Raw genomic sequence first — 19,081 nt, forward strand, 5'->3', positions numbered from 1 at the left:
TGGCATTCGGCCTCCGGCTGGCGGTGCTCCGCTGTGGCTTTCGGCTGGCGGGGCCTCGTCGGGGGCGTCTGCTGGTGGCTGGTCGCTCCGGTCGCTCTGGTCGGTGGCCACCGGTGCGTTCGTCGCGGCCGGTCTCGCGCACGCCGCCCTGCAGGCCTTCTCCATCTGGGCCCTCCGGCGCGCGGAGACGGCGCTCGACAGACCGGCCACCACCCTGCCCGGCCTCGAAGACGCTTTGAGGACCGCCGCCGACGCGGTATCGCTCGCGCGGACCGGCCTGTGGGCGTACCTGGCCTGCTTCCTGCTCTGGCTCCTCCTTACCGGCGCCACCGCCACCCGTCTTGGCCTGGACCGGCGCGCCGCCCTCCGCCACTGGACGATCCTCGTGTGGCGTGTCGCCCTCGTGCCGACGCTCGCGCTCGCGATCCTGTCCGGCCACCCCTCACGGCATACCTGGCAGGCCGCCCACGCGGCCCTCGCCTTCGCCGTCTTCCACCTCCTGACGACGGCCCTCCTGCTGACCTACACCGTCATCGTCCGCCGCCGCCTCCTTCCGGGCCTGTCATGACTTCCGTCGCTCGCTGGCTGCTGTACGTCGTCGCCGCCTACCTGGGGTTGCTCGGGCTCACCTACGGCATGGCCGTCGTCTCCACCTGGCGCACGCCGCCCGCGCTGACCCTGGACGGGTTCCCCGACCTGGTCGACGCGCCGTGGCCGTGGACACCGACGCTCGACTCGGCGCCGGTCACCGCGGTGCCGGTCGCGATCGGCGGCAGCACGCCCGGCCTGCACAACGTCCTGACCGACACCGAGGGCAGCGTGTCGTTCGTCGACGCCCGCGGCGGCCAGCACATCCTCGACGTGGCCGCCGAAGGCACCGCGACCCCCGGCGAGTCACTGCTGCTGTCACCCGACGGCACCATGGTCGCGTACCCGCAGGACTCCCTGGGCTCCACGATCGTGGTGCGAACCCTCGGCGACGGCCGCATCCGCCGGCTGCCCGTCCTCGCGCTGACCGGCGGCCACGTCACGCCGCTGGCCTGGTCGCGGCACCAGGACCGGCTCGCCGTGTACGTCGAAGGTTCCTCAATCGGCATCCTCATGCTCGACACCGGCACGTACCTCACAGTCCTCCCCTTCCCCGCCGGCCTCGTCGTCACGCCACGGACGCCGATCGCCGCCGCCTTCGCCTCCGACGGCGACCTCGCCGTCCAACTCGACACCACGGTGTGCGTCAGGCCGGGCTGCTTCACGCTCCCCGCCGGCCAGCGCCTCGCCGGCAAGGGCGCCTACACGCCTGACAACAAGTCCCTCGCCGTCGTCACCGACGCGGGCCGCGACTCCACCATCACCTTCATCTCCGAGAGCGACGCATCCCCCGTGCCAGGCACCATCCACCTGTACGGCGTGACCACCCTCCGCCTCATCGGCTGGTGGGCCGACCGCGCAGTGGTCGTCGCCTTCCGCCCCGAGCCCGTCACCGACCTCGGCCCGCTCGAGGACGAACGCAACTATTCCCCGACGGCCTACGCCCTGGTGCAACGCCTGTCGATCCTCGCCATCACCCCTTCCATGACCGCCCCGCCGCCGTCCTCGTCGCAATCTCAGCCGTCGCCGCAGCCCTCTTCACCCGCCCAGGTCACGTCCCCGCCGCGGCCCCTGGCCCAACCGTCGGCATCGGCCGCACCCCAGGCACAGGTCTCAGCGCCGACCGCGTCGCACCTTCCGGCCCAGGAGCAGGCCCAGGTCTCGGCTTCGGCGTCGCCGCACGTCTCAGCCCGGACCGCCGTCCCATCGCAGGCTCAAGAGCTGATGGTCCTGCCCGATCAGATCCTGTCCATCGACATCGCCGACTGCGCCCTCCTCTTCGGACACACGAGCCCCGGCCACTCGGCACCCGCCTGGCCTGCCCGCCCCGGTGTGCTCACCGCGCTGGTCGGTCTCCCCGCCGCGCCGGTCGCGTTCATCGTCTTCCTCGTCGGTGCGATCAGGCGGGGGTGGGCTGCTGCATCCACCACTCGGTGAACTCCCGGCACTGCCCAACGGTGTCGAGCCGGATCAGCCACAGGTTGCTGTACACCCGGCGCGGATACCTGGTCACGCCCTGCACAACGCTTAAATCGGGCCCGACCGTCACCGGATGCCATGTGAACGTGGTCTCGCCCGGCTGGTCCCGATGCGCCAGCCATCGCTTCACGATCGTCTCCCGCCCCCGCCACGGCTCCTCGAACGGCGCCGGGTAGTACGCGGCGTCCTCGGCGAACAGGCCGCCGATCTCGGCGGGATCGTTGCTGTTCCAGGCCCTGACGTAGCCCGAAACCCAGTCGGTCACAGCCTCCAGATCTGTCATGCCACCTTCGTACTCCTTCCCCGCGCGGTGTGCTTCGCTCGTCGCCGGTTTTCGACGATGCGTGGTGGCGTGATGCCTGTGCGTAGATGTCGGCGCTCGCGGCTGGACGTCGGCTGGTGCACCCACGACGATGAGTCCAAGCCGCTTTCGGGCGGGGCATGCCACCGGGACGGGGGTCGGGTGTGCGTCATCAACAGCTCTGCTTTTCCTTTCCACGGACCACTTCGAGGGCCGACCGGTCACCGTCGGGCGCGGCGGCCGTCGAGCCGATCGAGGGGCACGCCCGGCCTGCTTCGGCTGTCGCTCTTGCTGAGCCGCCGTGGACGCAGGATGGCCGCGCCCGAGTCCGGGCGGAGTTCGCGGAGGCCCGCCGCCACGGCCTGGCGGCCAGGCACGCGACCAAGCTCGCCCGGCTCCGCAACGCCAGGCTGATCGCCGAGCTGGACGAGGCCGCCGCCCAGGCACCCGAGGTCGGCACGGCTGCCGCCCGGGCGTCCGAGGCGGGCGGGCACACCGGCTACGGGGGCGAGGCGGACAAGGCGGCTGTTCAGGCACCCGAGGTCGGCACGGCCGCTGCCCGGGCGTCTGAGGCGGGCGGGCATGCCGGCTACGGGGGCGAGGCGGGCAAGGCGGCTGTTCAGGCACCCGAGGTCGGCACGGCTGCCGCTCGGGCGTCTGAGGCGGGCGGGCATGCCGGCCACGGGGGCGAGGCGGGCAAGGCCGCTGGCCAGGCACCCGAGGTGAGCGTTGTCTCGGGGCCGCAACCAGCTTCCGTCGGTGGTGGGCGGCGGGCCGAGGTGGTGCAGCGGCCCGCCTCCACCGTTGAGGAGGGGTGTCGGGGCGAACTGGAGGTGCGACCCGCGTCCGTTCATGAGGAAGGGTGGCGGGGTGAGGCCGAGCCGCAGGAGGGCGTGGTCGAGAAGGAGCGTTTCGAAGGGTCGGCTGCGTCGGACAAGGCGAGCGGTGGTGGCGGGATGGGCAATGGTCGATCACCGCGTCGGTACGGCAGCGGGAGCGGAGCGAGGGTCCGCGGCTCGGTTCGGTGTGGGGTGGGAGCGCCGTCTGTGCGTCGGGTCGCGTCGGTGGCGGGGCGGGGCGCCGGTCGAGGTCCGCCGGGGCACGGTGGCGGGGCGCTGTGGCGGGGCGCTGCGGCGGGGCATCGTGGCAGGGCATTGTGCTGGGTGGTGCGCTGACTTCGTGGCGAGTCATCGGCGGGGTGTCCGCGGTGTGGGCGCGCTGTGGGTGGCGGCGGGGTTCGGCCGCGTACGCTCTGGTCGTGGCCAGATTCCTCGACGTGCATCCCGACAATCCGCAGCCGCGGCTGCTGCAGCAGGTTGTCACGGTGTTGCGGGATGACGGGTTGATCGCGTACCCGACGGACTCCTGCTTCGCGCTGGGGTGCCAGCTGGGCAGCCGGCCGGGGTTGGAGCGGATCCGGGACATCCGAAAGCTGGATGACCGGCACCACTTCACGTTGATGTGCCGGGACTTCGCGCAGCTGGGGCAGTTCGTGCAGATCAGCAACTCGGTGTTCCGGCTGGTGAAGGGGGTGACGCCGGGCAGTTACACGTTCATCCTGCCGGCGAGCCCCGAGGTGCCGAGGCGGTTGCTGCACCCCAAGAAGCGGACCGTGGGGGTGCGCATCCCGGAGCACACGGTCACGCAGGCGCTGCTGGCGGAGCTCGGCGAGCCGCTGCTGTCCAGCACGCTGCTGCTGCCGGACCAGGACGAGCCGATGACGCAGGGATGGGAGATCAAGGAGCTGCTCGACCACCAGGTCGACGCGGTCATCGACGGCGAGTGCGGCGTCGAGCCGACGACCGTCGTGGACCTGTCCGGTGACGAGCCCGAGATTCTGCGGGTCGGCGCCGGCGATCCGAGCCGCTTCGAGTAGGTCGTGGTGGTGGGGGCGGTGTCGAGTCCGAGATCCGCGGATCGGTGCCGTTCGAGGCCGTTGCGGGTAGGCGGGGGTGAGTAGGTGGAGTCGGGCCGAAGTGTGCGGGTTGGTGCCGAAGAGCCTGCCGCTTGAGTGAGCCGTGGCGGCAGGGGTGGACGGCAGGGCGGGGTGATGGCCGTGCTGGCGCTCGTCGCGTTCGGGCCAGTCATCCCGGAGGATGCGACCGACGACGTCGACGCGGGCCGGGAGTTGTGCGTGCTGATGCAGGGGACCGATTTCGCCGCGACCCGCGGTGACGGGGCGATCGGGACGACGGGCACGCAGGTGTGAAACCGGGTGACACGTTCGGGACACTGGGGGCATGACACCGGGGAATGTGCTGCTGGCGGGGATCGTGGGCTCGACCGCGTACGGGCTGGCCGGGCCGGGGTCGGACGTCGACCGGCTCGGGGTGTTCGCGGCGCCGACGGTGGCGTTTCACGGGCTGCACCAGCCGGCCGAGTCGGTGGTGTCGTCGCACCCCGACGTGACGCTGCACGAGGCCCGCAAGTACTGCAGCCTGGCGCTCGGCGGCAACCCGACGGTGTCGGAGCTCATGTGGCTGCCGCAGGAGTTGTACGAGACGCGCACGCCGCTCGGGGACGAGCTCATCGCGATCCGGGCGTCGTTCCTGTCGTCGAAGCGGATCCGGGACGCGTACCTCGGCTACGCGACGCAGCAGTTCCGGAAGCTGGAGTCGCGCGGCGACGGGTCGTTCTCGTCGGAGACGCGGCACCGGACCGCCAAGCACGCCCGGCACCTGCTGCGGCTGTGCTGGCAGGGGTACACCGCGTACACCACCGGCGTGATCCACATCCGGCTGGAGGAGCCGCAGCGATTCCTCGACTTCGGGGAGCGGGTCGCGGCCGGTGACATCGACGCCGCGCGCAGGATGCTCGCCGACTACGAGGCGAAGTTCGACGCGACGCCCGGCGTGCTGCCCGCGTCGCCGGACGAGCGGGTCGCCGAGGACTGGCTGCTGCGCGTCCGGGCCGCGCACCTGCCTCAGAGGTCGTGAGCGCGGAGCAGGGCCCGCAGGCCGAGCGCCGTCCGTAGCGCGTCGCCCTCCGGGGTGTCTGCGACGTCGTCGACGACACAGGCGGTACCGATGAAATCCCCGCCGGCCTCCAGCACCATGTCGTCGCCTCGGCCTGCGTGCCGCTCTCCACCCAGTCGTCCACGCAGAGCACCCGGTCGCCGGGCCGGACCAGGCCGCGGCGGAAGCTCATGACGCCGCCGCCGCCATGGTACGAATCGGACAGCGCCCTGCGCACGAAGCCTGGATCCGGTCCGGCGGCCGCCCGGTCGTTCTTGCGCACCTCGACGAGCCCGACGCCGAGGTGCGCCGCGACCAGCGCACCGAGCAGGATGCCCCGCGAGACCGGCCCGGCGACCAGCGTCGGCGACCCGGGCACGAGCGCCGCGACGGCGGCGGGCAGGTCCCGCAGCACCACCGGGTCCCGCCACCACTCCGTCACGTCCGCCCAGGCGACATCCGAGTACGCCGCCCGCCGCCAGTGGAAGCCGACCTGCAGCCGGCCGACCAGATCAACCACGATCAACCACGCGGATCACCGTACGGCAGCGACCGCCGCGTCAGGACCGCCGCGCCACAGCGTGCCCGCCTCGGCGAAACCGGCGTCGCGCAGGGCTTCCAGGTGCCAGGTCACCGGCGGCAGGAATTCCGCGCTCGCGCCCTTGGGATGGACGACGGCCCGCTCCGCCGCCAGCGGGCCGAGCACCGGGTCGGCGGCGGCGAGGTCCCACCACGCGGACCAGGTCGGCGCGGCGCCGGCGGCGTACCTGGCGTCCCGCCGCGCGTCGGCGGCGGCGACCAGCTGCTTGGTGAGGCCGGGCAGCTGAGGGTCCGGCATCTGGTCGGCGTTGACGAGCAGGCCGCCCGGGCGCAGGACGGCCCGCAGCTCGGCGTACAGCACGCGCAGCCGCTCGGCCGGCAGCCAGTGCAGGGCCGTCGCGGCCAGCACGGCGTCGTACCCGGCGTGCGGCAGCGCGCCGGTCCAGGCCGGGTCGCGCAGGTCGGCGGTCACGATCTGCGCCCGGTCGCGCAGTGACGCCCGGGCGATGCACAGCAGCACGGGATCGACGTCGAGCAGGGTGACCTGGGCGCCGGGCAGGCGGCGCAGCACCCGGAGCGCGATCGATCCCGTGCCGCCGGCCAGGTCCAGCACCCGAGGCGGATCCTCGGTGACCGCTTCCACGGCGTCGATCATCGCGGCGATGCGGTGCTCCCGGTCCGGCATGAACGCGGACTGCTGCAGGTCCCAGCTTTCCTGCCACGCGCCGGGGTCGGCGATGTAAGGAGTCATGCCCGTGAGGCTAGTTACCATACGGATCGATGTCCAGCGTTACCCGGCGACCGTGCTCAGTGCCCGCTGCGGCTCCGCCGGCGTGTGCATCCACCGGTCCACGGTGAACACCAGTGCCGCGGCGGTCGTCGCCGCGGCCGCGAGCACCAGCCAGAACGGGACGGGCGTGCTGATCAGGTACACGGCGACCGGCGGCCCGACCGTGTTGCCGACCTGGAACGTCGCCCACGCGGCACCGGTGGCCCGGCCCAGGGTGCCGGGCGGTGCCAGCCGCTCCACGAGCGTGTAGAACGCCGGGCTGTAGGCGCACTCGCCGAGCGCGAACGTGACCATCATGACGACGAGCAGCGCGGTCCTGGCCCCGCCGCTCACGGCGCCCGCGGTGTAGCCGAGCAGCCACGCGCCGGCCCACGCGAGGCTCATCGCGATCAGCGCACGGGTCTTGTGCACCCGCTCCACCCAGCGGGACACCGGCAGCTGACCGGCCAGCACGACGAGCGTGCCGACGGCGTACAGGGCGCCGACCAGGGTCGTTGAGCCGCCCAGGTCGGTGCGCACGGCGAGCGGCACGCCGCTCTCCAGCTGCGCCATCCCGAACGTCACCAGCAGCAGCTGCGCGGCCAGCAGCAGCACGTAGCCGCGCCCGGGCCGGAACCGGGCCAGGGTCCTCCGCTGGGACCCGGGCGCGTCGGCGTCCTCCGGCAGCGGGACGAAGGCGGCGATCACCACGGCGTACAGCGCGCAGCTGACGCCGTCGGCGGCGAACAGCCACCGGTAGGTGGTGTCGGCCGCGGCACCCAGCAGCAGGCCGCCGAGCCCGCCGCCGACGCCCAGGCCGACGTTGAGCAGCAGGTACCGCATCGACATCGTGCGGACCTTGACCTCCTCGCTGCCGCTGAGCCTGGCGATGATCGGGACCACGGCCGGCAGGAACAGCCCGGTGCCGACGCCGATGACGAGCAGCGCCACCAGCTGGGCCGCGTAGCCGCGCCCGGCCGCCAGCAGCAGCCACCCCACCGTCTGCACGAGCAGCGCGCCGACGGCGACCGCCCTGGGCGAGCGCCGGTCGACGAGCGCGCCGCCGTACACGGACATCGGCACCGCGGCGCCGGCGAGCGCGAGCAGCAGCACCGCCGTCTCTCCCGCCGGCAGCCCTTGGAACTGGTGCAGGTAGATCGCCAGGAAGGGGTAGCACAGCCCGGTGCCGACGGCCGACAGCCCGTACCCGCCGACGAACCACCACGCGGGGCGGCTCAGCCGCCGGTCCGCGGGGCCGGGTCGAGCGCTGCTCATACCCGCTCCTTCACTGGGTCAGCTGGGTCAGCGGAAGGCGCGGCGGTACGCGGCCGGGGTGGTGTTCACAGCGTCGCGGAAGCGGCGGCGGAGGTTGACCGCCGAGGAGAGGCCGACGCGTTCGGCGATGGTCTCCACCGGCAGGTCGGTCTCCTCCAGCAGCGCGCGGGTGCTCGCGATGCGCCGGTCGAGCAGCCAGCGGCCCGGTGAGATGCCGAGCTGCTCATGGAAGTGACGGTTGAGCGTCCGCGCGGACATCCCCGACCTCGTGGCCATGTCGGCCAGGGTGAGCGGGCGGCCGAGGTTGGCGACGATCCAGTCCAGCAGCGGCGCCAGGGAGTCGGGGACGGGGCCGGCCGTCGGCAGGGCCGGGAACTGCCGCTGGTGGCCTTCGCGCTGCGGGGCGGCGGCGAACTGGCGGCCGATGCGCATCGCCAGGGCCGCGCCGTGCTCGCGGCGGACCTGGTTGAGGCACAGGTCGAGCGTGGTGGCGGTGGCGCCGGCGGTCGCGACGTCGCCGTGGTCGACGTAGAGCACGGTGTCGTCGGCGCGGACCTTCGGGTAGTTGCGGGCGAGCCAGCCGGTGATCTCCCAGTGCGCCGCGGCGGTGCGGCCGTCGAGCAGGCCGAGGTGGGCCGGCAGCTTGATGCCCGAGCTCACCGCCACGACGCGGGCGCCCCGCGTGTGGGCGGCCAGGACGGCGTCGCAGGTGGCGGGGGTGAGCGACGGGGAAGGGCAGCCGGCGATGAGGATCGTCCCGGCGTCGTCCAGTGCCTCGAGGCCCCGCTCGACGACGATGTCGACGCCCATCGTGGTGCGGATCGGGCCGGGGTGCTCGGTGCACAGCTCGAACTCGTAGTGCCGCGGGATGTCGGGTCCGTGGTCGCCGAACACGGCCGACGCGCAGGTCACCGGATACAGCTCCTGCCCTTGCCCGAGGAGGGCCACCACTCGCTGGCGCATGGCACGAATGTACCCAATGATGTCGCGCCGGACGCCTGTGCACCCGCGGTGCCGCGGCAAGAATGGGTGATCATGGAGTGCTACCGATGACCGCCGCAGTGGCGGATCCCGTCCTTACGAAACCCCTCTGGAACAGGGACTTCACGTACTACTTCGGCGCGCGGGTGGTGTCGCTGCTGGGCGACGCGATGATGCCGGTCGCCGCCGCGCTCGCCGTCGGGGCGGTCTACGGCGTCTCCGGTGTTGGGTACGTTCTTGCCGTCTGGACGGCGCCGTTCGTGCTCTTCGTGGTGTTCGGCGGCGTCTTCTCCGACCGCCTCGGCGCGCGGACGATGATGATCGGCGCCGACGTCGTGCGGGCCGTGACGCAGGGTGTGGTCGCCGTCGCGTTCTTCGCCGGTACGCCACCCCTCTGGCTCCTGCTGGCGACCTCCGCCCTGGCCGGTCTCGCGGCCGCGATGTTCCAGCCCGGCGTCAACGGCATGGTGCCGCTGGTCGCCTCGGATCCGCAGCGCGCCAACGGTACCCTCAAGATCGCCGACGCGGCGACGCAGCTCGGCGGCCCGGTCCTCGCGGGCGTGCTGATGACGCTGACCGGTGCCGGCGCGGTCTACGCGGTCGACGCCGCGACCTTCGTGGTCAGCGGCGCGTGCCTGGCCCTGATCGGCCGGGCACCCGCCACCGCCGGCCGGACCGCCGGCTCGACGGTCCTGCACGACCTGCGCCGCGGCTGGACCGAGTTCCGCTCCCGCAGCTGGATGTGGTCGGTCATCGTGGTCTGGCTGTTCTTCGGCGTGTTCGTGTTCGGCCCGTACATCCCGCTCAGCTCCCGCCTGATCGGCGACCGCCTCGGCGACGCCGCCTACGGCTGGACGATGGCGGGCCTCGGCTGCGGCACCGTCCTCGGCGGCCTCATCGCCATCCGCCTGCGCCCCGTCCGCCCGCTCGCCGCCGGCGCGGCCGGCCTGATCGGCTTCGCCTGCATCCCATTGTCGGTCGCCCTGCAGCCACCCTTGCCGCTCCTGGTCGCGGGCCACCTGCTCGGCGGCGTCTCGTGGGCCTTCTGGTCGGTGATGTGGTCCACCAGCGTGCAGACCCTCGTCGCACCCGAGGTGCTCAACCGCGTCACCGCCTACGAGGTCGCCGGCTCCGTCTCCGGCGTGGCGGTCGGTCAGGCCCTGGTCGGCCCCGTCTCCACCGTCGTCCCCCCGCTGGACCTGCTGTACGTCTCGGCCGCCGTGACCGCCTGCGTCTGCGCCGCCCTGCTCCTGATCCGCCCGGTCCGCCGCCTCCACCGTGCCTGACCGCCCGTGAGCCCGGTCCGCCGTCTCCATCGCGCCTGACCGCCCGTGAGCCCGGTCCGCCGTCTCCATCGCGCCTGACCGCCCGTGAGCCCGGTCCGCCGTCTCCACCGTGCCTGACCGCCCGTGAGCCCGGTCCGCCGCCTCCGCCGCGCCTGACCGCCCGTGAGTCCGGTCCACCCTGGTCGCCGCGGCGAGGTCACCCGGCACCCAGGCGTCTCCGCAGTGTGCGCTGACCCGGTTCGCCAGCGCCGTGACGAGGGCGTGTGGCGCGGGACCGGCAACGCTGGCGGCCGCCACCGGACCCATCCGCTGGGCGTCCGGGCCCCGGGGGCGGTCAGGCGCCGAGGGCGGGGGCGGGTTGCCAGCGCCAGCGGGGGGCGCAGTCGGGGTCGTTGGCGGCGAGGACGGCGCGGAGGACGCCGTCGGGGTCGCAGCTGTAGAGGCCCGAGCTCCAGACGTTGTTGACCTCGAGGACGGCGAAGTCGCCGGCGTCGGTGCGGCCGACGTCGATGACGGCGGTCGGGGGCACGTCCTCGGCGGGGAGGGCGGCCAGCATGAGGGCGACGAACGTGGCGGCCTCGTCGTGCCAGGAGGCGCGGTGGTGGCGCAGCGTGGGGCTCCACTCCTCGCCCTCCACGACGTACGGCGACCAGGCCACCGGCTCGCGGCCGATGGTGAAGACGCGGTACTCCGAGGCCAGGTCCAGCCAGTGGTCCATGATGATCAGCGTGCTGTCGGCGGGCAGGCGGGCGGTGCGCAGGCGGTTGCGCAGGTCGTCGGCGTCGCGGACCCAGGCGGCGGAGAAGGCGGGGTGCTTCTCGTCGGCGAGCTTCGCCACCGCGGGGCGGGGGCCGACCAGGTCGGGGGCCTCGCCGACGGAGACCAGGCTGACGTCGCGGCCGGTCACGTCGCGGGGGAGGCCGGCGAACCAGCTCGGGTTGGCGCCGTGCAGGCGGATGTCGACGCCGCCGGCGATGAGGGTGGTCAGGTAGCCGCCGGCCGCCCGCCAGGCCACGCCGTCGGCGGAGCGCAGGCCGGTCACCTCGGCCGGGTCGCCGGGGAGCTGGGCGACGGGCAGGCCGATCCGGCGCGCGGCATGGGTCATGGCGGCACTCGCCTCAGGCGAGCGCACACGCATGGCCAACGTCCGGAACTGCCGCACCCGTACATCCTGCCAGCGAGGCCCATCAGTGTCGCTGCCGGTCGGCGACCCGGGCCGAGATCGGCATATCCGCAGTACGCGCCGCCATCACAGTGACACGTTGGGGGACATCGGGGCGGATCGAGCCAGACAGACGGTACAAATCGGGCATTGTTCGTGTATGGCAACGGACCTGCTGTCCCGGCTGCGCCGGCTGTCTCCCACCATGCCGCAGGAGCGCCCCGTCGTGCCGCCGATCGTGCGGCGTGCGCGGGCCCGCCGCCGCCGGCGGCTCGCGGCCACCCTGACGCTCGTGGTCGTGGTGCCCGTGGTGACCGCGATCAGCACCTATGCGAAGGACGTCGACCGGGGCGTGCACGTCCTCGGCGTCGACGTCGGCGGGCACTCCCGCGACGAGGCGGTGCGGCTGCTGCGCGACACCCTCCGGAAGCGGGTTGTCGCTCCGGTCGCGGTTCGCGTCGGTACGACCGGCGCCACCGTCGACCCCGCGGCCGTGGGGCTCGTGCTGGACGTCGAGGCGACCGTCGAACGCGCCGTCGCCGCGACGCCCGGCCCGTTCGCGTGGCTGCACGGCGGGATCAGCGTCGCCCCGGTCGTCCACGCCGACGCGGCCCGGCTCTACGAGGCGCTGATGGCGCACCTCGGCACCCAGGGCGACGCCCCGGTCCTGCCCGCGGTCCGCTTCGACAAGCAGCAACCCGTCGCGGTGTACCCGGTCAACGGCCGCGGCATCGACCGGCACAAGGTCGCCGCGATCATGGAGGCCGGGTGGCTGCGCCGCGGCACCGTCGAGTTCCCGGTCGTGGACCTCGTGCCGCGCAGCACCAAGGCCGACGTCGACCGCCTGCTCGGCGAGCTCGCGACGCCCGCCGTCGCCGCGCCGCTGGTCGTGGCCACGCCGCGCGGCGACGTCACCGTCCCGGCGACGGCGATCGCGGCGGCGCTGAAGATGGAGTCCGACGCCGACGGGCTCATCCAGCCGTCGCTGGACGTGGCGGCCCTGCGCAAGGCGGTGCCGGCCTTCGGCAAGGTCGAGGTCGCCGCGACCGACGCCACGTTCACCGTCGAGCGGGGCCGGCCGGTCGTGCGGCCGCAGGTCGACGGCCAGCAGGTCGACCTGGTGGCGGCGAGCCCGGCCATCCTGGCGGTCCTCCGTACGTCGGCGACACCGCGACGGGTCGAGGTGGGGCTCACGGCGAAGCCGGCCGCCGTGACCGCGGCGCAGCTGGGCGCGCTCGGCGTCAAGGAGCAGCTGGCGACCTTCACCACGAAGTTCGTCGCCGGGCAGCCCCGGGTCGTCAACATCCGGACCATGGCCGAGGCCCTGCGCGGCGCGGTCGTCCTGCCGGACCAGACGTTCTCCCTCAACGGCCACGTCGGCCAGCGCACCCACGCCAAGGGCTACGTCGACGCGCCCGGCATCGAGGACGGGAAGATCAAGAACTCGCCGGGCGGCGGCGTGTCGCAGGTCGCGACCACCCTGTTCAACGCGGTCTTCTACGCCGGCCTGCAGGACGTGGAGCACCGCCCGCACACCTACTGGTTCGACCGCTACCCGTCGGTGATCGAGGCGACCGTGGTGTACCCGTCGCTGGACCTGCGCTTCCGCAACGACTCCCCGACCGGGGTGCTCATCGACACCGCCACCACCGACACGTCGGTCACGGTCACCCTGTACGGGACGAAGCGCTATGACATCGCCCTCGAGTACGGCCCGCGGACGAAGGTGGTCCAGCCGCCGACGACGTACCTCCGCGAGGCCGACTGCAATCCCACCGACGGCCTGCCGGGCTTCACCCAGGAGGCGTGGCGCGTCTTCAAGCAGGACGGCAAGGAGCTGCGCCGGGAGCGCTTCTCCTGGCGCTACGACCCGGAGCCGCACTTCATCTGCGGCACCGCCCCGGCCGCACCCGCGGGCTGACGGACCGGCCGGGGTCTGTCAGCCGGTCGGGCCGGCAGGTCGCCGTCAGCCCGTCGGAGCGCCAGGTCGCCACGTCGCCGTCAGCCGGTCAGGACGGCAGGTCGCCGTCAGCCCGTCAGCCCGTTAGCCCGTCGGGGCGCCAGGTCGCCACGTCGCCATCAGCCGGTCAGGACGGCCTTGACGGCGGCCAGGGCGGTGGCGGACTGGCGGCGGCCGGCCTGGGCGGCGGTGGCGCGCTTCGCGGGGTCCAGGACGTTGCGGCCGATGGCGGCCCTCGCGTCGGCGTCGAGGGTGACCACGGTGGAGCGGACGGCGGGGCCGAGCTCGGCGAGTTCGGTGGCGACCCGGCCCGAGCGGCGCAGCGACGCGGTCGTCGGGGCGAGGACGATCACGCGGTCATACCCGCGTGCCAGGTGGGCGTTGGCCGCGGAGCGCGAGCCGCCGTCCATGTACCGGCGGCCGGCGATGGTGACGGTCGGCCAGACGATCGGCACGGCGCAGCTGGCCGTCACGGCGGAGACGAGGTCGACGCCGCTGTCACGGTCGAAGGTGACCTCCTCGCCGGTCTCGGCGTCGACGGCCGTGATGAGGAGCCGGGGGGTGTCCGGCCAGTCGTGGCGGGGGAGGCGTCCGGCGATCACGTCCCTGCGGCTCTGCTCGGGCACGGTGTCGGCGGTACGCGCGGCGTGCCCCAGCCGTCGCAGGGCCTGCCGGTCGTCGCCGGGCCGCAGGCCGGCCGACGCGTAGCGGAGCATGGTGCCGACGCCGAAGTGGGCGGCGATCTCGCCCGTGGCGGGGGCGAGCTGCCGCTCGTAGAGCTCCTCGAGCGGCCTGCCGCTGGTGATCTGGGCGCCGGCGACGGAGCCGGCGGAGGTGCCCACGACCAGGTCCGCCGCGGTGAGATCGACACCGGCGGCGGCCAGCCCGGCGACCATCCCGATCTCCCAGGCGACGCCCGTGACGCCGCCCCCGCCCAGCACGAGCGCAAATCTGGAGTCATCGACCATCGGGTAACTGTAAGGTCCCCCAGATGCGTGAGCTCGTCGTGCTGGGGACCAGCAGCCAGGTGCCGACCAAGGCCCGGAACCACAACGGGTACTTCCTGCGCTGGGACGACGAGGGGATCCTGTTCGACCCGGGGGACGGGACCCAGCGGCAGATGACGAGCGCGGGGGTGGCGGCGAGCGACATCACCCGCATCTGCGTCACGCACTTCCACGGCGACCACTGTCTCGGCCTGCCGGGGGTGATCCAGCGGATCTCCCTGGACAACGCGGCCCGGCCGGTCGCGGCGCACTTCCCGGCGAGCGGTCAGGTGTTCTTCGACCGCCTACGGCACGCGTCCGTTTTCTACGACACCGCCACGATAAATCCGGCACCGGTGGATAAAGGCGGGCAAATCGCCGCAGGCGAGCACTGGGTGCTCGAAGCGCGGCAGCTGGACCACGGGATCGACACGTACGGCTACCGGCTCGTCGAGGCGGACGGCCGGCGGATGCTGCCCGACCTGCTCGCCCGGCACGGCATCGCGGGACCCGCGGTCGGCGCGCTGCGGCGCGAGGGCAGCGTGACGGCCGACGGCCGGGTGGTGGCCGTCGAGGACGTCAGCGTGCCACGTCCCGGCCAGCGCTTCGCGTTCGTCATGGACACCCGGCTGTGCGACGCCGTGTACGCGCTGGCCGACGGCGCCGACCTGCTCGTGATCGAGTCCACGTACCTGGACGCCGACGCCGGTCTGGCCGCGGCGCACGGGCACCTGACGGCTGGTCAGGCGGCCCGGGTCGCGGCCGAGTGCGGGGTGCGCACGCTCGTGCTCACCCATTTCTCGCAGCGTTACGACGACCCGACGCGCTTCGCCGAGGAGGCGGGGAACGCGTTCGGCGGTGAGGTCGTGGTGGCGGAGGACCTGACCCGGATCCGGGTGCCGGCGCGCCGCCCCTGAACGATCAGGGACCTCACCGAACTAGTCGCACTCGCGGCAGACCGGTGCGCCGTTCTTCTCGCGGGACAGCTGGCTGCGGTGGTGCACGAGGAAGCAGCTGGAGCAGCGGAACTCGTCCAGCCGCATCGGCACGACCGGCACGGTGAGCTCCTCGTCGGGAAGCTCCGCTCCGGGCAGCTCGAAGCCCGCCTCGCTGTCGTCGACGTCGACGGACGGCGACTGGGCGTTGGCCCGCCGGGCGGTGAGCTCCTCGAGGCTGTCCTCGGCGAGGTCCGTGCCGACGGGGTGGCGTGGCGCGTCGTAGTCAGTGCTGATGGCCATGGCGTTCACCCTCTCTTGGTGACTGTGGTTGTGTAACGAACGCCGCCGGCCTCGGATGTGTTCCCCGACCGACATGAATGAATAGTGCAGGGACCAAATCGGTCCACTGTGGACATATCAACAGCGTTGGCGCCCACGAGGCTACCTCGGCGGGCTGGCCGTTCGTGGAGTTTTCGGATTCTGGTTTCCGACTGTCGCGGCGGCGACGGCGCGGCCGGACAGCCAGGCCGCCTCGACCCTCGGCCGGCCGAACCCGTCGCCGGCCAGGAACACGCCCTCCACCTGCGCAAACGCGGATTCTGAGGGTCGGGCGGGGCGCGCCGCCGGCCAGCGCCGCGCGGCCACGGAGACCGCGGCGTCGGGCAGGTCCAGCAACTCCCTCACGGCCTCCTCAACGTCCGCGGTGGCCGAGTCGATGGCGAATGCGGGTGTGGTGTGCGCCACCAACACCGGAGCCCCGTCGCCGCGGCGCGACCCGTCGTCGCACACCGTGGTGAGGACGGGGTGATCGTTGACGAACGCGCCGGTCAGCGGTTTCCAGCAGCGGCGGCGGTAGCGCAGCGCGACGGCCATGGACGGCTGCCAGTCCTGGGCCTCGGCGAGTGGTGCGGCGGCCGGCAGGAGCAGGGCCGCCTGCGGCGCCGGCATCGCCAGGACGACCGTGCCATCGAGCTCTGTCAGGTCTTTGACAGCCACCTCGCAGGTGACGTCGAGGCCTGCTGCGAGGTCGGCGGCGAGCGAGCCCAGCCCGCCGGGGGCCGCCCATCGGACCGGTGGCTGCTTCCGGTCGGCGGGAGCGGGGCCGTACACCGTGAAATCCCCGGACCAGGGATGGACGAGCCCGGCACGCTGCCACCCCGAGACGACCGCGGCGAACCCCGGGTCGGACACCGTGAAGTAGGCGGCGCCGAGGTCGACCGGCCGGCCGTCGACGATGTCGCCGCCGAGCCGCCCGCCGGGGGCCGCGGCACGCTCCAGCACGCGGACCGCGACGCCGGCGTCGTGCAGCGCCCGGGCGCACGCCAGCCCGGCCACGCCCGCTCCGATCACGACGACCGCCATCCGCTTAGTCTCTCAGGATGCAGCTTCCACAGCGGGCCCGCGTCGTCGTGATCGGCGGTGGGGTGATCGGCGCGTCGGTCGCCTATCACCTGGCGAAGGAGGGCGTCACCGACGTGCTGCTGCTGGAGCGGGACCGGCTGACCGCCGGGACCACCTGGCACGCCGCCGGGCTGATGGTGACCTTCGGGTCGCTGTCGGAGACCTCGACGCGGATGCGGCAGTACACCCGCGACCTCTACGCGTCGCTCGAAGCGGAGACCGGCCTGTCCACCGGGCTGCGGCAGTGCGGCTTCATCGAGCTCGCCGCCGACCCCGGGCGCCTGGAGGAGTACCGGCGGGTCGCCGCGTTCAACCGGCACCTGGGCGTCGACGTGCACGAGATCTCGCCGAAGGAGGTCCTCGACCTGTTTCCCCTGGCGCGGGTCGACGACGTCCTCGCGGGCTTCTACGTCGCCGAGGACGGCCGCGCCAACCCCGTCGACGTCACCATGTCCCTGGCGAAGGGCGCCCGGCAGCGCGGCGTGCGGATCGCCGAGGGCGTGCCGGTGACCGGCGTGCTGCGCGAGCGGGGCACCGTGACCGGTGTGCGGACGCCGTACGGTGACGTCGAGGCCGAGGTCGTCGTCAACTGCGCCGGGATGTGGGCGCGGCAGCTCGGCGAGGAGGCCGGCGTCAGCGTCCCGCTGCAGGCCGCCGAGCACTACTACCTCATCACGGAGCCGATCGACGGCGTCCACGCCGGGCTGCCCGTGCTGGAGGACCCGGGCGCCTACGGCTACTTCCGTGAGGAGGGCGGCGGGCTCATGATCGGCCTGTTCGAGGGGCGGGCGGCGCCGTGGAGCGTCGAGCGGGTGCCGGACGACTTCTCCTTCGGCACGCTGCCACCGGACTGGGACCGGATGGCGCCCTACCTGGAGGCGGCGATGGGCCGCATCCCGGTGACCGCGACCGCCGGCGTGCGCACCTTCTTCTGCGGGCCGGAGAGCTTCACCCCGGACCTGGCGCCGATCTTCGGCGAGTCGCCGGAGCTGCGCGGGTACTTCGTCGCCGCCGGCCTCAACTCGATCGGCATCCTCACCGGCGGCGGGATCGGCCGTGCCCTGGCGCACTGGATCGCCGCCGGTGAGCCGGACGTCGACGTGACCGGCATGCACATCGACCGCCTGCAGCCCTACCAGCGCAACCTGCGGTACCGCTCGGAGCGCACCGTCGAGGCGCTGGGCATGGTGTACCAGACGCACTACCCCAACAAGGCGATGCGGTCGGCCCGGGGTGCCCGCCGCTCCCCGCTGCACGACCGGCTCGCCGTGCTGTCGCCCTATCTGCGTGACGTCTCGGGTTGGGAGATGCCCGACGTGTACGGCGTCACCGAGGAGCCCGAGCCGTCCTGGTCCCGTCCGTCGTGGTTCCCGCAGTGGGAGGCCGAGCACCGGGCGGTGCGCGAGGGGGTGGCGCTCATGGACATGTCGTTCATGGCGAAGTTCCTCGTCCAGGGCCCCGACGCCGGCGCCGTCCTGGAGCGGCTGTCGGCGAACCGGGTCACCGGCAGCGGCCTCGTCACCTACACGCAGTGGCTCAACGAGCGCGGCACGATCGAGGCCGACCTCACCGTCACCGAGCTGGCCGAGGACCGCTTCTGGGTGGTCGCCTCGGACACCGCCCACCGGCACGTCCTGACCCGCCTGCGGCGCCACGGCGCGGTCGTCACCGACGTCACCTCCGGGTGGGCGCAGCTCAACGTGCAGGGCCCGCAGTCGCGCGCACTGCTGGCGGCCGTCAGCGACACGGACGTGACGATGCCCTTCCGCGGCGTCCGCGAGCTGGAGATCGGCTACGCCCGCGTGCTGTGCCTGCGCATCACGTACGTCGGCGAGCTCGGCTACGAGCTCTACATCCCCACCGAGCAGGCCGTCCACGTCTACGACCGGCTCGTCGAGGCCGGTGCCGAGTTCGGCCTCCGGCACGCGGGCCTGAAGGCGCTGGCCAGTCTCCGGCTGGAGAAGGGCTACCGCGACTACGGCCACGACATCGACAACACCGACGACCCGCTGTCGGCGGGCCTGGGCTTCGCGGTCGCCTTCGACAAGCCGTCGTTCATCGGCCGCGACGCGCTGCTCGCCCTGTGCGAGGCGGGGCCGCTGTCGCGCCGCCTGGTGCAGATCCTCGTGACCGACCCGTCCGCGCTGCTCTTCCACGGTGAGGTGGTCCGCCGCGACGGCCGGGACGTCGGCTACGTGCGCGCCGCCTCCTACGGCCACACCCTCGGCGGCGCGGTCGGCCTCGCCTTCCTCGACGCGGGCGCCGAGCCCCTGGACCAGTCCTGGCTGGACGCCGCCCCGCTGACGGTGGTGGTCGCGGACCGCGAATACCCCCTCAAGGCGTCGCTGCGGCCACTGTACGACCCGGCGAGCGCCCGCGTCCGCGCCTGATCACGGCACGCCGGCGGCGGGCGGGTGTCGGAAGCAGGTCTCCGGATCCCTCCCCGACTCGACCCACTCTT

The 19,081-nt window shown here is 73.3% G+C and carries 18 protein-coding genes; 9 read left to right on the plus strand and 9 right to left on the minus strand.

From position 1 onward, the window contains the following. The first annotated feature begins 103 nt into the window (after positions 1-103). Positions 104-568: a hypothetical protein gene (locus ACFY3L_RS18895; protein WP_389325085.1), complete on the plus strand. Its 465-nt coding sequence runs from the start codon at positions 104-106 to the stop codon at positions 566-568. Next, entirely contained in the window at positions 565-2,025 is a 1,461-nt protein-coding gene (locus ACFY3L_RS18900; RefSeq protein ID WP_389325088.1) for a hypothetical protein, read from the plus strand. The genes ACFY3L_RS18895 and ACFY3L_RS18900 overlap by 4 nt, the downstream gene beginning before the upstream one ends. On the opposite strand, the gene ACFY3L_RS18905 is transcribed toward ACFY3L_RS18900, so the two are convergent. Beyond that, complete coding sequence (locus ACFY3L_RS18905; RefSeq protein ID WP_389325091.1) at positions 1,988-2,350, minus strand: YybH family protein; 363 nt, start codon at positions 2,348-2,350, stop codon at positions 1,988-1,990. The genes ACFY3L_RS18900 and ACFY3L_RS18905 overlap by 38 nt on opposite strands. A gap of 1,276 nt (positions 2,351-3,626) precedes the next feature. Between ACFY3L_RS18905 and ACFY3L_RS18910 the strand changes: the two genes are divergently transcribed. The 3 genes from ACFY3L_RS18910 to ACFY3L_RS18920 all read left to right on the plus strand — a co-directional run bounded on the left by ACFY3L_RS18910 (position 3,627) and on the right by ACFY3L_RS18920 (position 5,304). Next, positions 3,627-4,244, plus strand: coding sequence for an L-threonylcarbamoyladenylate synthase (locus ACFY3L_RS18910; protein ID WP_344498200.1), 618 nt, complete (start codon positions 3,627-3,629; stop codon positions 4,242-4,244). Positions 4,245-4,418: 174 nt separating this feature from the next. Next, positions 4,419-4,577 (plus strand): hypothetical protein, encoded by a 159-nt coding sequence (locus ACFY3L_RS18915; protein WP_389325094.1) that lies wholly within the window; start codon positions 4,419-4,421, stop codon positions 4,575-4,577. A gap of 31 nt (positions 4,578-4,608) precedes the next feature. Then, entirely contained in the window at positions 4,609-5,304 is a 696-nt protein-coding gene (locus ACFY3L_RS18920; protein ID WP_389325097.1) for a DNA polymerase beta superfamily protein, read from the plus strand. Here ACFY3L_RS18920 and ACFY3L_RS18925 read toward each other — a convergent pair. From ACFY3L_RS18925 to ACFY3L_RS18940, 4 genes are all read right to left on the minus strand, one after another. Beyond that, entirely contained in the window at positions 5,292-5,423 is a 132-nt protein-coding gene (locus ACFY3L_RS18925) for a hypothetical protein (protein ID WP_389325100.1), read from the minus strand. The genes ACFY3L_RS18920 and ACFY3L_RS18925 overlap by 13 nt on opposite strands. A gap of 434 nt (positions 5,424-5,857) precedes the next feature. Further along, positions 5,858-6,613 (minus strand): class I SAM-dependent methyltransferase, encoded by a 756-nt coding sequence (locus ACFY3L_RS18930; RefSeq protein ID WP_389325103.1) that lies wholly within the window; start codon positions 6,611-6,613, stop codon positions 5,858-5,860. Positions 6,614-6,652: 39 nt separating this feature from the next. After that, positions 6,653-7,906, minus strand: a complete 1,254-nt coding sequence (locus tag ACFY3L_RS18935) for an MFS transporter (RefSeq protein ID WP_389325106.1) — start codon at positions 7,904-7,906, stop codon at positions 6,653-6,655. Positions 7,907-7,933: 27 nt separating this feature from the next. Next, positions 7,934-8,869, minus strand: coding sequence for a GlxA family transcriptional regulator (locus ACFY3L_RS18940; protein WP_389325109.1), 936 nt, complete (start codon positions 8,867-8,869; stop codon positions 7,934-7,936). A gap of 86 nt (positions 8,870-8,955) precedes the next feature. Here ACFY3L_RS18940 and ACFY3L_RS18945 point away from each other — a divergent pair, with 86 nt between their 5' ends. Next, positions 8,956-10,173, plus strand: coding sequence for an MFS transporter (locus ACFY3L_RS18945; protein WP_389325112.1), 1,218 nt, complete (start codon positions 8,956-8,958; stop codon positions 10,171-10,173). A gap of 334 nt (positions 10,174-10,507) precedes the next feature. Here the strand turns inward: ACFY3L_RS18945 and ACFY3L_RS18950 are convergent, their stop codons facing one another. Then, on the minus strand, positions 10,508-11,278 hold the full coding sequence (locus tag ACFY3L_RS18950) for an ATP-grasp domain-containing protein (protein WP_389325115.1): 771 nt from the start codon (positions 11,276-11,278) through the stop codon (positions 10,508-10,510). A gap of 217 nt (positions 11,279-11,495) precedes the next feature. On the opposite strand from ACFY3L_RS18950, the gene ACFY3L_RS18955 reads away from it, so the two are divergent. Beyond that, on the plus strand, positions 11,496-13,256 hold the full coding sequence (locus tag ACFY3L_RS18955; RefSeq protein WP_389325118.1) for a VanW family protein: 1,761 nt from the start codon (positions 11,496-11,498) through the stop codon (positions 13,254-13,256). A 158-nt stretch (positions 13,257-13,414) separates the two neighbouring features. Here the strand turns inward: ACFY3L_RS18955 and ACFY3L_RS18960 are convergent, their stop codons facing one another. Further along, positions 13,415-14,263, minus strand: coding sequence for a patatin-like phospholipase family protein (locus ACFY3L_RS18960; RefSeq protein ID WP_389325121.1), 849 nt, complete (start codon positions 14,261-14,263; stop codon positions 13,415-13,417). A gap of 23 nt (positions 14,264-14,286) precedes the next feature. On the opposite strand from ACFY3L_RS18960, the gene ACFY3L_RS18965 reads away from it, so the two are divergent. Beyond that, positions 14,287-15,198 carry a ribonuclease Z gene (locus ACFY3L_RS18965; RefSeq protein WP_389325124.1) on the plus strand — a complete coding sequence of 304 codons (912 nt, stop codon included), beginning with the start codon at positions 14,287-14,289 and terminating at the stop codon, positions 15,196-15,198. A 21-nt stretch (positions 15,199-15,219) separates the two neighbouring features. Here the strand turns inward: ACFY3L_RS18965 and ACFY3L_RS18970 are convergent, their stop codons facing one another. Both ACFY3L_RS18970 and ACFY3L_RS18975 read right to left on the minus strand, forming a co-directional pair. Next, on the minus strand, positions 15,220-15,513 hold the full coding sequence (locus ACFY3L_RS18970) for a DUF4193 domain-containing protein (RefSeq protein WP_327011695.1): 294 nt from the start codon (positions 15,511-15,513) through the stop codon (positions 15,220-15,222). Between the two features lie 147 nt (positions 15,514-15,660). After that, positions 15,661-16,581: an NAD(P)/FAD-dependent oxidoreductase gene (locus ACFY3L_RS18975; RefSeq protein WP_389325127.1), complete on the minus strand. Its 921-nt coding sequence runs from the start codon at positions 16,579-16,581 to the stop codon at positions 15,661-15,663. 17 nt (positions 16,582-16,598) lie between these two features. On the opposite strand from ACFY3L_RS18975, the gene ACFY3L_RS18980 reads away from it, so the two are divergent. Continuing rightward, positions 16,599-19,010 carry an FAD-dependent oxidoreductase gene (locus ACFY3L_RS18980; RefSeq protein WP_389325130.1) on the plus strand — a complete coding sequence of 804 codons (2,412 nt, stop codon included), beginning with the start codon at positions 16,599-16,601 and terminating at the stop codon, positions 19,008-19,010. The last annotated feature ends 71 nt before the right edge of the window (positions 19,011-19,081 follow it).

It is taken from the genome of Dactylosporangium sp. NPDC000521 (assembly GCF_042898305.1).
GTDB lineage: Bacteria > Actinomycetota > Actinomycetes > Mycobacteriales > Micromonosporaceae > Dactylosporangium.

Bases quoted from the DNA above. Each gene is read 5' to 3' on its own strand.
- ACFY3L_RS18980 (WP_389325130.1), top strand. From the start codon at position 16,599: ATGCAGCTTCCACAGCGGGCCCGCGTCGTCGTGATCGGCGGTGGGGTG.
- ACFY3L_RS18945 (WP_389325112.1), top strand. From the start codon at position 8,956: ATGACCGCCGCAGTGGCGGATCCCGTCCTTACGAAACCCCTCTGGAAC.
- ACFY3L_RS18930 (WP_389325103.1), bottom strand. From the start codon at position 6,613: ATGACTCCTTACATCGCCGACCCCGGCGCGTGGCAGGAAAGCTGGGAC.
- ACFY3L_RS18935 (WP_389325106.1), bottom strand. From the start codon at position 7,906: ATGAGCAGCGCTCGACCCGGCCCCGCGGACCGGCGGCTGAGCCGCCCC.
- ACFY3L_RS18975 (WP_389325127.1), bottom strand. From the start codon at position 16,581: ATGGCGGTCGTCGTGATCGGAGCGGGCGTGGCCGGGCTGGCGTGCGCC.
- ACFY3L_RS18920 (WP_389325097.1), top strand. From the start codon at position 4,609: ATGACACCGGGGAATGTGCTGCTGGCGGGGATCGTGGGCTCGACCGCG.
- ACFY3L_RS18960 (WP_389325121.1), bottom strand. From the start codon at position 14,263: ATGGTCGATGACTCCAGATTTGCGCTCGTGCTGGGCGGGGGCGGCGTC.
- ACFY3L_RS18915 (WP_389325094.1), top strand. From the start codon at position 4,419: ATGGCCGTGCTGGCGCTCGTCGCGTTCGGGCCAGTCATCCCGGAGGAT.
- ACFY3L_RS18965 (WP_389325124.1), top strand. From the start codon at position 14,287: ATGCGTGAGCTCGTCGTGCTGGGGACCAGCAGCCAGGTGCCGACCAAG.
- ACFY3L_RS18900 (WP_389325088.1), top strand. From the start codon at position 565: ATGACTTCCGTCGCTCGCTGGCTGCTGTACGTCGTCGCCGCCTACCTG.
- ACFY3L_RS18925 (WP_389325100.1), bottom strand. From the start codon at position 5,423: ATGGTGCTGGAGGCCGGCGGGGATTTCATCGGTACCGCCTGTGTCGTC.
- ACFY3L_RS18950 (WP_389325115.1), bottom strand. From the start codon at position 11,278: ATGACCCATGCCGCGCGCCGGATCGGCCTGCCCGTCGCCCAGCTCCCC.
- ACFY3L_RS18905 (WP_389325091.1), bottom strand. From the start codon at position 2,350: ATGACAGATCTGGAGGCTGTGACCGACTGGGTTTCGGGCTACGTCAGG.
- ACFY3L_RS18955 (WP_389325118.1), top strand. From the start codon at position 11,496: ATGGCAACGGACCTGCTGTCCCGGCTGCGCCGGCTGTCTCCCACCATG.
- ACFY3L_RS18940 (WP_389325109.1), bottom strand. From the start codon at position 8,869: ATGCGCCAGCGAGTGGTGGCCCTCCTCGGGCAAGGGCAGGAGCTGTAT.